The following is a 12,178-nucleotide window of genomic DNA, read 5'->3' as shown; positions in this document are numbered from 1 at the left end:
GACTCGAGCGTCAGCGAGAGAACGTTGCCGCAGGCAACGGCCCGAAGGGCGAGGCACTTTAGCGCCGAGTAATCCTTCCCCCACTACTGTTGCATTCTCTTCAGCCACCTGCACTGCTATCTCCTCGCTCGCGCTTCGCTTAGCGAGGCTACAGGTGGTGCCGTTTGGTAGCCCGGACAGGTGCGCAGCACCGCCTCCGGGAAAATTCACAGCGGTGGCAATCGTCTTTTTACCGGTGAACTCTTCACCACCGACGTATTGCACTGCGCATACTCTGCGAGACCATCCAGTATCGTATCCAGCTGCGCAATATCACGGACCACAAGACGCATAACAAAACAATCCTCTCCGGTGACCTTGTCACTTTCAATACACTCCGGCATAGCCTGGATATATTTATCCACTTTTTGCAGCAATCCCGGTAGCGGTCTCACTCGTACTAATGCCTGCAGACTATATCCCAGCGCCGCCAGATTCACCCGCGCGCCATAACCCTCAATAACCCCTTTTTCCTCAAGGCGTTTTACCCGCTCGGCGGTACTCGGCGAGGTCAATCCCACCTGCGCGCTCAATACCTTGAGCGAAACTCTGGCATCTTGTGTCAGGCAGGTCAGAATAGCCCGGTCTATTTCATCAATTACGTATTCCATTTATTTCACCTAATTAATAAAGGCATTCATCTGTTTTTACCTTATTTCAGATATATCAAGCTGTCAGGCTTTTCACGACAATAATGGAAAACTTCTGGAGGTGAAATATGCAGCTTTCTCGTGGTGTCTGGCAGATGAGCCTGGCGATGATCATTTCCGGCTCGATTGGCGCATTCGTGCTGCTCTCAGGGTTGCCGGTAATCGACGTGGTTTTCTGGCGCTGTCTTATCGGCGCGGTCACATTATTGCTGTTTATTTTGTTAAGCCGGCAACCCTTCAGCCGCCTGACGCGCCTCACTCTGGCGCTGGCAGTCCTTGGCGGCGTCGCGCTGGTGATCAACTGGCTGCTGCTGTTTGCCGCCTACTCACGCGTTTCTATCGGGATGGCCACCGTGGTCTACAACACCCAGCCCTTTATGCTGGTATTACTGAGCATGATACTAGGTGAAAGGGTAAGCGCGGTAAAATGGGGATGGTTACTGCTGGCCTTCGGCGGCGTGGTGATTCTGCTATCGAGCGAACTAACTCCCACCCACGGAGACAATCTCGTTACTGGCATTGCACTGGCGTTATGCGCGGCGTTTTTTTATGCCCTGACCGCCATTATCGCCCGCAAGCTGCAGCCGCTACCGGCGCAGCATATCGCTTTTATTCAGGTTATCGTCGGTACGGTAATGCTTTTGCCGCTGGTTCATGCCCCCGAGTTTAACGGCCATTTTCCCTGGCGCTATTTGCTGATCCTCGGCATCGTCCATACCGGGATTATGTATCAACTTTTATATAGTGCAATTCAAAAGCTGCCGACGCCGGTCACTGGTTCGCTCTCGTTTATCTATCCGCTGATGGCTATCGTGGTTGACTATCTGGTTTTCCATCATGCGCTCACGCCGCTGCAGTTGGCTGGAGGGGTGCTGATTTTGTTTGCTGCGGCGGGCAACAACCTTGGCTGGGGCGAAAAAAAACCCCGCCATGGCGGGGTAAGTCAGCCGTCGCGAATGAACTAGCGACGCGCGCGCACAATCTGGTATTTGCGCGTCAGGTACTCGACCGGCGCGCTCCAGATGTGAACCAGGCGCGAGAACGGGAACAGCAGGAACAGCGTCATCCCCAGCACCAGGTGAACTCGGAAGACAAAAGCTACGCCATCGAGATGCTGCGAAGCTCCGCCGTGGAAGGTCACCACCGACTGCGCCCAGCCGACCAGTTTCATCATTTCGCTACCGTCCATATGCTGGGCGGAGAATGGAATGGTCAGCAGACCCAGCGCGCATTGCACCATCAGCAACGAGAGGATCAGGATATCCGCTGTGGTGGTGGTAGCACGAACGCGCGGGCTCAGCAGACGGCGCTTGAGCAGCAGTAAACCGCCGACCAACGTCATCACGCCGCACGCCCCGCCGGCAAACATCGCCATTTTCTGCTTCACGTCGATCGGCAGGAAGGACTCATACATCCAGTGCGGGGTCAGCATGCCGAGGAAGTGACCGGCAAAAATACCCAGGATCCCGATATGGAACAGGTTTGACGCCAGGTTCATCCCTTTACGATCCAGCATCTGACTGGAGGCGGCGCGCCAGGTGTACTGGCCGTAGTCGTAGCGCAGCCAGCTGCCAATAAGGAACACTGAACCCGCAATGTACGGATAGATGTCAAAGAAGAACATATTCAGGAAGTGCATTAGTGCTGTCCTCCGTTAGAGATATTCAAATATTGCGGGGCCACGGCTCCGGCAAAACGGCGCTGGTGAGCGGAGATGTCCGACTCGCCGCAGCCCTGGTCGGCAAAGAATTTGACCTGCTCTTCTTCCCAGACGGCATCCAGCGCCTGCGGTGTATCGTCGCGGGCCTCGTCGGCAATCTTCTCCGCCACTTTCTGGCTATCGACCTGAGTATTGGCAAGCTTCAACAGCAGCTCGAACAACACCGCATAGCGGCTCTCGCGCTGTTGCAGACGCGCGCTGAGCAGGCCAAGGATTGGCGCAACGTCCCGCAGGCCGCCAAGCGCTTCCTCTTCCGGCAACTGCGCCAGATACTCAAGGTACAGCGGCAGGTGATCCGGCAGCTCATGGCTATCCAGCAGCAGACCGTGGCGCTCGTACTGCGCCATCAGGTCGACCATCGCCTGCCCGCGATCGCGGGACTCGCCGTGAACATGTTCAAACAGCAGCAGCGAGGTGGCGCGGCCGCGGTCAAACAGCTCGCTATACGCCGATTGGGCGTCCAGCGGATCCTGAGCCACTAAATCGCGCAGGAAAACGCCCAGCGCCTGGGCATCTTCTTTGGCGAGTTTTTCCGATGACGCGAGAGCCTCGAACATCTCCTGCTGATGCTGCCATAAGGCAGCGTCAGGGTATTCGAGCAGACGCGACACAATCACGAGTTCAATCATGCGTGCGGCTCCGTTTTGCTGGTAACGTCAATGGCGTCAATGCGACGGCTGTTAAACAGGTTGAATTCGCTGTCAGAACCGTGGCAACCATCGCCGAAGGTAAAGCCGCAACCGCTCTTCTCCGGGAAAGCATCGCGGGCCTGTTCGCGATGGCTGCTCGGCACCACGAAACGATCTTCGTAGTTGGCGATGGCCAGATAACGGTACATCTCCTGCGCCTGCGCTTCGCTCAGCCCAACCTCTTCCAGCGCGCGGGTATCGACGACGCCGTCGACGGTTTCCGCACGTTTGAAGTGGCGCATCGCCAGCATACGTTTCAGCGCCAGCAGTACCGGCTGGGTATCGCCCGCGGTCAGCAGGTTCGCCAGATACTGGACTGGAATACGCAGGCTTTCTACATCCGGCAGGATCCCGTTGCTACCCAGTTCGCCCGCATCGGCGGCGGACTGAATCGGCGACAGCGGCGGCACGTACCAGACCATTGGCAAGGTGCGATATTCCGGGTGCAGCGGCAGCGCCAGCTTCCAGTCCATCGCCATTTTGTAAACCGGCGACTGCTGCGCGGCTTCAATTACGCCCTGCGGTACGCCATCTTTTAACGCCTGTTCAATCACTTTTGGATCGTTAGGATCGAGGAAGACGTCCAGTTGACGCTGATACAGATCTTTCTCATTCTCGGTGCTGGCTGCGTTTTCAATCGCGTCCGCGTCGTAGAGCAGGACACCGAGATAGCGAATACGTCCCACACAGGTTTCGGAACACACCGTCGGCATCCCGGATTCAATACGCGGGTAGCAGAAGATGCATTTCTCGGATTTCCCGCTCTTCCAGTTGAAATAGATCTTCTTGTACGGGCAGCCGGTGATGCACATACGCCAGCCGCGGCACTTATCCTGGTCGATCAGGACAATACCGTCTTCTTCACGCTTATAGATGGCACCGCTCGGGCAGGTCGCGACGCACGCCGGGTTCAGGCAGTGCTCGCATAAGCGCGGCAGATACATCATGAAGGTGTTTTCGAACTGGCCGTACATCGCCTTCTGCATGTTTTCGAAGTTCTGGTCTTTGGCGCGTTTTTCAAACTCGCCGCCGAGGATCTCTTCCCAGTTCGGGCCGCTGGTAATTTTGTCCATCCGCTGGCCGGTAATCAGCGAACGCGGACGAGCGATCGGCTGATGTTTGCTTTCCGGCGCGTTATGCAGATTCTGGTAGTCAAAATCAAACGGCTCGTAGTAATCATCGATTCCCGGCAGATGCGGGTTGGCGAAGATTTTACCCAGCAGCATCGCGCGGTTGCCCATGCGCGGCTGCAGTTTACCGTTGATTTTACGGATCCAGCCGCCTTTCCATTTTTCCTGGTTTTCCCAGTCGTTCGGGAAACCGACGCCCGGCTTACTTTCTACGTTGTTAAACCAGGCGTACTCCATCCCTTCACGACTGGTCCAGACGTTTTTGCAGGTTACGGAGCAGGTGTGGCAGCCGATGCATTTATCGAGATTCAGCACCATGCCGACTTGTGAACGAATTTTCATTTTACGCTCTCCTGTACCTGGTCATTACCTTCGCCGTCTAACCAGTTAATGTTCTTCATCTTACGTACCACAACAAACTCATCGCGGTTGGAACCGACGGTGCCATAGTAGTTAAAGCCGTACGCCAGGTGGCCGTAGCCGCCGATCATATGGGTCGGTTTTGGCGTAATACGGGTAACCGAGTTGTGGATCCCCCCGCGCTGACCGGTAACTTCAGAACCCGGCAGGTTAACGATACGTTCCTGCGCGTGGTACATCATGGTCATTCCTGCCGGTACGCGCTGGCTCACTACCGCACGCGCCGTCAGGGCGCCGTTGGCGTTGAAGACTTCGATCCAGTCGTTATCCTCGATACCCAGATCTTTCGCATCCGCTTCGCTCATCCAGACGATCGGCCCGCCGCGCGACAGAGTCAGCATCAGCAGGTTATCGCTATAAGTAGAGTGAATCCCCCACTTCTGGTGCGGCGTCAGGAAGTTCAGCGCCTTCTCCTTATTGCCGTTGGACTTCTCGCCCATCACCGCTTTCACCGAACGGGTGTCAATCGGCGGACGATAGACCAGCAGGCTTTCGCCAAAGTCGCGCATCCACTGGTGATCCTGATACAGCGACTGACGGCCGGACAGCGTACGCCACGGTATCAGCTCGTGGACGTTGGTGTAGCCAGCGTTATAGGAGACATGTTCGTCTTCCAGGCCAGACCAGGTCGGGCTGGAGATGATCTTACGCGGCTGCGCCTGAATATCGCGGAAGCGGATCTTCTCGTCTTCTTTGTTCAGCGCCAGATGCGCATGGTCGCGGCCGGTAAATTCGCTCAGCGCTTTCCACGCCTTCACAGCTACCTGACCGTTAGTTTCCGGCGCGAGAGTGAGGATCATCTCAGCGGCGTCAATAGCGGTCTCCAGCTTCGGCTGGCCTTTCGCCGGGCCTTCCGCCTTGGTGTAGTTGAGCTTACGCAGCAGGTCCATCTCGCTCTGGGTATTCCAGGCGATACCTTTACCGCCGTTGCCGATGGTTTCCAGCAGCGGGCCGATAGAGGTGAAACGCTCGTAGGTCGCCGGATAATCACGCTCGACCGGAATAATATGCGGCGCGGTTTTACCTGGGATCAGGTCACATTCGCCTTTTTTCCAGTCTTTAACGTCAAACGGCTGCGCCATTTCCGCGGCGGAATCGTGCTGAATCGGCAGCGTCACGACGTCGGTTTCTTTGCCGAGGTGGCCTACGCAGACTTCAGAGAATTTCTTAGCGATACCTTTATAGATGTCCCAGTCGCTTTTGGATTCCCAGGCCGGGTCAACGGCGGCAGACAGCGGGTGAATAAACGGATGCATATCCGAGGTATTCATATCGTCTTTTTCGTACCAGGTTGCGGTCGGCAGTACGATGTCGGAGTACAGACAGGTGCTCGACAGACGGAAGTCGAGCGTGACGACCAGATCCAGTTTGCCGTCGAGACCGTTATCCCGCCATTCGACTTCTTCCGGCTTCACGCCGCCCTGCTTGCCAAGGTCTTTGCCCTGAATACCGTTCTCGGTACCCAGCAGGTACTTGAGCATATATTCATGGCCTTTACCGGAGGAGCCCAGCAGGTTGGAACGCCAGATAAACAGGTTACGGGGATGGTTTTTACCGTTCTCCGGCTGCTCGGCCGCAAAGCGAATAGACCCCTCTTTCAGCGATTTCACGGTGTAATCGACCGGCGTCATGCCGGCTTTCTTCGCTTCGTCAGCAATACGCAGCGGGTTCACGCCCAGCTGCGGCGCCGACGGCAGCCAGCCCATACGCTCAGCGCGCACGTTGAAGTCGATCAGATGTCCGCTGTAGCGGGATTTATCCGCCATCGGCGACAGCAGTTCCTGCGCGGTGACGGTTTCATAGCGCCACTGGCTGGAGTGGTTATAGAAGTACGATGTACTGTTCATGTGGCGTGCCGGACGCTGCCAGTCAAGGCCGAACGCCAGCGGCTGCCAGCCGGTCTGCGGACGCAGTTTTTCCTGACCAACGTAGTGCGCCCAACCGCCGCCGCTCTGGCCAACGCAGCCGCAGAAGATCAGCATGTTGATCAGCCCGCGGTAGTTCATGTCCAGATGGAACCAGTGGTTCAGGCCCGCACCGACGATAATCATCGAGCGGCCATGGGTCTTATCGGCGTTATCGGCAAATTCGCGCGCGGTACGGATGATGTGCGCGCGGGATACGCCGGTGATTTTTTCTGCCCAGGCCGGAGTGTACGCCTTGACGTCATCGTAGCTGGTCGCGCAGTTTTCATCGTTCAGACCGCGTTCCAGGCCGTAGTTCGCCATGGTCAGGTCATAAACGGTAGTCACCAGCGCGGTGGAACCATCGGCCATCTGCAGGCGTTTTACCGGCAGTTTGTGCAGCAGAATGTTTTCGAGGTCGACTTTGTTGAAATGCTCGGAACCTTCGCCGCCAAAGTATGGGAAACCGACGTTGGCGATATCATCATGGCTGCCAAGCAGGCTCAGGCGCAGCTCAATTTCTTCGCCGGTTTTACCATCGCGCTGTTCGAGGTTCCACTTGCCTTTGTCGCCCCAGCGGAAACCCAGAGAACCGTTAGGTACGGTCATTTCGCCCTTCTCGTCAAAGGCGACGGTTTTCCATTCCGGATTCTGCTCCTGGCCCAGGGAGTCAACCAGGTCGGCAGCGCGCAGCATACGGCCAGCGGCATAGTAGCCGTCGCGCTCTTCGAGCATGACCAGCATCGGCATGTCGGTGTAGCGACGTACGTAATCGGTGAAGTACTGGCTCGGTTTATCGAGGTGGAACTCACGCAGCATGACGTGGCCCATCGCCAGCGCCATCGCGGCATCGGTACCCTGCTTCGGCGCCAGCCACAGATCGCAGAGCTTGGCGATTTCGGCATAGTCCGGAGTAATCGCCACGGTTTTGGTCCCTTTGTAGCGAACTTCGGTAAAGAAATGCGCGTCCGGGGTACGGGTCTGCGGGACGTTGGAGCCCCAGGCGATGATGTAGCTGGAGTTATACCAGTCGGCAGATTCCGGCACATCGGTCTGTTCGCCCCAGGTCATCGGCGAGGCTGGCGGCAGGTCGCAGTACCAGTCGTAGAAGCTCAGACAGGTACCGCCAATCAGCGACAGGTAACGGGCGCCGGACGCATAGGAAACCATCGACATCGCCGGGATCGGCGAAAAGCCTGCCACGCGGTCTGGACCGTAAGTTTTGACGGTATAGACGTTTGAAGCGGCAATCAGTTCGTTCACTTCTTTCCATGAAGAACGAACAAAACCGCCGCGACCGCGGGCCTGTTTAAAGCTTTTCGCTTTATCGGCATCTTCAATAATTGAAGCCCATGCCTCAACCGGATCGCTATGCTGAACTTTCGCTTCACGCCACATCTTCATCAGACGCTTACGCATCAGCGGATATTTCAGGCGGTTAGCGCTGTACAGATACCAGGAGTAGCTGGCGCCGCGCGGGCAGCCGCGTGGTTCATGGTTCGGCAGATCGGGGCGGGTACGCGGGTAATCAGTTTGCTGGGTTTCCCAGGTGACCAGGCCATTTTTGACATAAATTTTCCAGCTGCATGAGCCGGTGCAGTTCACACCGTGAGTGGAACGCACGATTTTGTCATGCTGCCAACGCTGGCGGTATCCATCCTCCCAATCCCGGTTGGTTTTAAGAAGCTGGCCGTGCCCATCGGCAAAGGTTTCACCCTTCTGTTTGAAGTAGCGAAACCGGTCCAGAAATTTACTCATCGGGTTTCTCCTGATATGGAGCCTGACGGCTCTCTGATAAATCGACATTGCTGGATTTGCAGCGAAAATAGCGCCATGCCGGAAGAGGAGAATTGATGGCGATCAATGCGAAATAGCTTATAAATCCGCACCCAACCCGCAGATACCACCAAAGTAGTAACGATATTTATTAAATATCCAATTGTTTTATAAGGATTATTTTAAATATGACAGAATGTTAACCGGGATTTATGCCACGCTTAGGTATTAAGTGGTAGATGACGTACCGATAGTTATTTCCCTGAATTCAACAGCTTTGCACAAGTAAAAGTATGTTGTAACTAACAACAAATAATAAAAAGGGCGCACCCTGTGGCGCGCCCTGTCACTTCACATTAAGAAAAGACTTATTTCTGTTTACGGCCGTATACCGCCCAGGTGATTACTACGCAGGCAATATAAAAAACGAGGAAGACTTTCATTGCCCCGGCCGGCGAGCCGGTCAGATCAAGCGAAATACCGAACGCTTTCGGAATAAAGAAACCACCGATCGCGCCAATCGCCGAAATAAAGCCCAACGCCGCGGCGGTATCCGTCGCCGCTTCACGCATCGCTTGCGCTTCGCTGCCACCCTGCGCTTTCACGCGGTCCATCGTAAGCTTACGGAAGATCACGGAAATCATCTGGAAGGTAGAGGCGCTGCCCAGCCCGGCGGTCAGGAACAGCACCATAAATACCGCGAAGAAGGCGATGAAGTTGCCGCCCTGACCATTTGTCGGCAGAGTCAGGAACAGTAACGCGCAGAAAATAGCCATCACCACGAAGTTCACCAGCGTTACGCGGGTCCCGCCGAGACGGTCGGAAATCGCCCCGCCCATCGAGCGCGCCAGCGCGCCAATAAACGGACCGAAGAAGGCGTAGTGCAGAATCTGCACGTCCGGGAACTGGGTTTTTGACAGCATCGCAAACCCGGCGGAGAAACCGATAAAGGAACCAAAGGTCGCCAGATACAGCAGCGCCATAATCCACAGATGCAGGCGTTTAAGTACCGGCAACTGTTCGCTCAGCGATGCTTTTGAGGCCGACAGATCGTTCATAAAGAACCACGCGGCCAGGGTAAAGATGATCAGGAATGGAACCCAGATCCACGCGGCGTTTTCCAGATACAGCATTGAGCCATCCGGCTGCTCGCTACCGCTACCGCCAAAAACGGCAAAAATAGAAATCGAGACTACCAGCGGCGCAACCAGCTGCATCACGCTGACGCCCATGTTACCCAGACCGCCGTTAACCCCCAGCGCGCCGCCCTGCTTTTCTTTCGGGAAGAAGAAGCTGATGTTCGCCATACTGGAAGCAAAGTTAGCGCCGGCAAAGCCGCACAGCAGAGAGATAATCACGAACACGCTAAACGGTGTGGAAGTATCCTGTACCGCAAAGCCAAGCCAAACGCACGGAATAATCATGATACCGGTACTGAACGCCGTCCAGCGGCGGCCGCCGAACAGCGGGACCATAAAGGCATAAGGTACGCGCAGCAGCGCGCCGGAAAGCGCTGGCAATGCGGTTAACATAAACAGCTGATCGGTAGTGAACTGAAAACCCACTTTATTGAGGTTTACCGCGACGGCGCTAAACAACATCCAGACGCAGAACGCCAGTAAAAGACAGGGAACGGAGATCCATAAATTGCGGCTCGCCACACGGTGGCCGCGCTGTTGCCAAAACTCAGGATCTTCAGGACGCCAGTCGGTGATGACTGAGCTGCTAGCCTTCTCCGGGATTGAAGATTGACTCATAGATACCTCTGATTATTCATATTTCCTGATGCTACCTTAGGGGTTGCTCAAGGCTGTAAGTTGATATAAATCAAAGGAAAAGCGCGAGCCATTTTGTACAAAAATAAATCATGCTCCGAAGTGAGTAGATAATTATGAGAAAAAAAGTGTGGTTTTTCACGCGACTGCTGGGTTCGTGGTTATCCCTCCCACCACGCCACCTACCACCGACAATTAAGGGGTAATCCCTTAGGGGTATGGGTATACTCCAGGGGATAGCCGAGAATAAGCGCCACTCCCGGAGAGATGACCCATCAGGAGCCACCCATTCCATGTTAAAACGTTTGTTTACGCCGCTCACATTGGTTAATCAGTTGGCGTTAATCGTACTGCTCGCCACCATTATTGGCGTGGCCGGTATGGCGATATCCGCCCGCCTGGTGCATGGAGTGCAGGGCAGCGCCCACGCCATTAACAAGGCAGGCTCGTTGCGTATGCAGAGTTACCGCCTGCTGGCGGCTATTCCGCTGACGGCCAACGATCAAAAGCTGTTTAACGATATGACCGCTACCGTATTTAGCCCGGAGTTGCAATACTCCGCGCGTCGTGACGGCCAGGAAGTACAGCTGAAAGCGCTGCAGCAATATTGGCAGTTGTCGCTGGGACCGGGCATGAAACAGGCCGTCAGGCAAAGCGACGTGGCACAGGATGTCGCCGACTTTGTCGACCGTATTGACCAGTTGGTTACCGCTTTCGACCACACCACCGAACAGCGTATCGAGCGCGTGGTCTGGATCCACCGCATCCTCGCCATCGGCATGGCGCTGCTGCTGATCTTTACCATTATCTGGCTGCGCGCCCGCCTGCTGCGGCCATGGAAACAGTTACTGGGTATGGCGCGGGCGGTCAGCCAGCGCGATTTTACCCAGCGCGCGCACATCAGCGGTCGCAACGAAATGGCGACCCTCGGCATGGCGTTGAATAACATGTCGGAAGAGCTGGCGGAAAGCTACGCCGTGCTTGAACGGCGGGTACAGGAAAAGACCGCCGGCCTCGAGCAGAAAAACGAGATCCTGGCCTTTTTATGGCAGGCCAACCGTCGGTTACACTCCAGCGCCCCGCTGTGCGAGCGCATCTCACCGGTGCTGAACGGTCTGCAGGGGCTGACGCTGTTACGAGATATTGAAGTGCGGGTGTATGACCTCGAGGATGAAGACAATCATCAGGAGTTTGCCTGCCACTCCGATATCGAATGCGATGATAAAGGCTGCTATCTATGTCCGCGCGATCTTCCCCCGCTGCCGGATGGCGGCACAACGCTGAAATGGCGACTATCAGACGCGCATAACCAGTATGGCATCCTGCTGGCAACGCTGCCGGTTGGCCGCCACCTGAGCCACGACCAACAGCAACTGGTCGACACGCTGGTGGAGCAGTTGACCAGCACCCTGGCGCTGGATCGCCATCAGGAAAAACAGCAGCAGCTCATCGTGATGGAAGAGCGTGCCACCATCGCCCGCGAGCTTCACGACTCTATCGCCCAGTCGCTCTCGTGCATGAAGATGCAGGTAAGCTGTCTGCAGATGCAGGGCGATAGCCTGCCGGATGAAAGCCGGCTGCTGTTGGGGCAGATCCGCAACGAACTCAATACCTCCTGGGCGCAGCTAAGGGAGCTGTTAACCACCTTCCGCCTGCAGCTTACCGAGGCGGGTCTGCGCCCGGCGCTGGAGGCCAGTTGTCAGGAGTACAGCGCGCACTTTGGTTTCACGGTACAACTGGATTACCAGTTGCCGCCGCGCTTTGTCCCGTCGCATCAGGCGATTCACCTGCTGCAGATCGCCCGCGAGGCGTTAAGCAATGCGTTGAAGCATGCTAACGCGACGGAAGTCATCGTGACCGTGTCACAACGCGATAATCAGGTACGTTTAGTCGTTGCCGATAACGGCCGCGGCGTACCGGAAAACGCGGAGCGAAGTAACCATTACGGTTTAATTATTATGCGGGATCGCGCGCAAAGCTTGCGCGGCGACTGTCAGGTGCGCCGCCGGGAGACCGGCGGTACCGAAGTCGTGGTGACATTTATCCCGGAAAAATCGTTTTCAATCCAATAAGGA

Annotated in this window: 8 protein-coding genes and 1 other RNA gene; 3 read left to right on the top strand and 6 right to left on the bottom strand. The window is 56.0% G+C overall.

Features of this window, described 5'->3' with window-relative positions; translation table 11 throughout:
* Nucleotides 1-89: non-coding RNA, RtT sRNA (locus ABLU80_RS24560), on the top strand; the annotation flags it as partial.
* A 117-nt stretch (nt 90-206) separates the two neighbouring features.
* Here ABLU80_RS24560 and ABLU80_RS24555 read toward each other — a convergent pair.
* Nucleotides 207-650 carry an Lrp/AsnC family transcriptional regulator gene (locus tag ABLU80_RS24555; protein ID WP_015367081.1) on the bottom strand — a complete coding sequence of 148 codons (444 nt, stop codon included), beginning with the start codon at nt 648-650 and terminating at the stop codon, nt 207-209.
* Between the two features lie 107 nt (nt 651-757).
* Between ABLU80_RS24555 and ABLU80_RS24550 the strand changes: the two genes are divergently transcribed.
* Nucleotides 758-1,654, top strand: coding sequence for a DMT family transporter (locus tag ABLU80_RS24550; protein WP_047041474.1), 897 nt, complete (start codon nt 758-760; stop codon nt 1,652-1,654).
* Here ABLU80_RS24550 and narI read toward each other — a convergent pair.
* The 5 genes from narI to ABLU80_RS24525 all read right to left on the bottom strand — a co-directional run bounded on the left by narI (nt 1,651) and on the right by ABLU80_RS24525 (nt 10,085).
* The gene (gene narI / locus ABLU80_RS24545) at nt 1,651-2,328 is read right to left on the bottom strand and encodes a respiratory nitrate reductase subunit gamma (protein WP_015367083.1); all 678 of its coding nucleotides are present in this window, start codon (nt 2,326-2,328) and stop codon (nt 1,651-1,653) included. The two genes, ABLU80_RS24550 and narI, sit on opposite strands and share 4 nt — an antisense overlap.
* Nucleotides 2,328-3,038 carry a nitrate reductase molybdenum cofactor assembly chaperone gene (narJ, locus tag ABLU80_RS24540; RefSeq protein ID WP_015367084.1) on the bottom strand — a complete coding sequence of 237 codons (711 nt, stop codon included), beginning with the start codon at nt 3,036-3,038 and terminating at the stop codon, nt 2,328-2,330. Before narJ ends, narI begins: the two co-directional genes overlap by 1 nt.
* Nucleotides 3,035-4,570 carry a nitrate reductase subunit beta gene (narH, locus tag ABLU80_RS24535; protein ID WP_015367085.1) on the bottom strand — a complete coding sequence of 512 codons (1,536 nt, stop codon included), beginning with the start codon at nt 4,568-4,570 and terminating at the stop codon, nt 3,035-3,037. The genes narJ and narH overlap by 4 nt, the downstream gene beginning before the upstream one ends.
* Nucleotides 4,567-8,310: a nitrate reductase subunit alpha gene (locus tag ABLU80_RS24530; RefSeq protein ID WP_015367086.1), complete on the bottom strand. Its 3,744-nt coding sequence runs from the start codon at nt 8,308-8,310 to the stop codon at nt 4,567-4,569. Before ABLU80_RS24530 ends, narH begins: the two co-directional genes overlap by 4 nt.
* A gap of 386 nt (nt 8,311-8,696) precedes the next feature.
* The gene (locus ABLU80_RS24525) at nt 8,697-10,085 is read right to left on the bottom strand and encodes a NarK family nitrate/nitrite MFS transporter (protein WP_015705095.1); all 1,389 of its coding nucleotides are present in this window, start codon (nt 10,083-10,085) and stop codon (nt 8,697-8,699) included.
* A 311-nt stretch (nt 10,086-10,396) separates the two neighbouring features.
* On the opposite strand from ABLU80_RS24525, the gene narX reads away from it, so the two are divergent.
* Nucleotides 10,397-12,175 carry a nitrate/nitrite two-component system sensor histidine kinase NarX gene (gene narX, locus ABLU80_RS24520; protein ID WP_015367089.1) on the top strand — a complete coding sequence of 593 codons (1,779 nt, stop codon included), beginning with the start codon at nt 10,397-10,399 and terminating at the stop codon, nt 12,173-12,175.
* Nucleotides 12,176-12,178 lie beyond the last annotated feature (3 nt).

It is taken from the genome of Klebsiella sp. CN_Kp104 (assembly GCF_040064515.1).
Classification (GTDB): Bacteria; Pseudomonadota; Gammaproteobacteria; order Enterobacterales; family Enterobacteriaceae; genus Klebsiella; species Klebsiella aerogenes.
The sequence above is the reverse complement of the archived record's forward strand: the minus strand, read 5'-3'. Positions and strand labels throughout refer to the sequence as shown.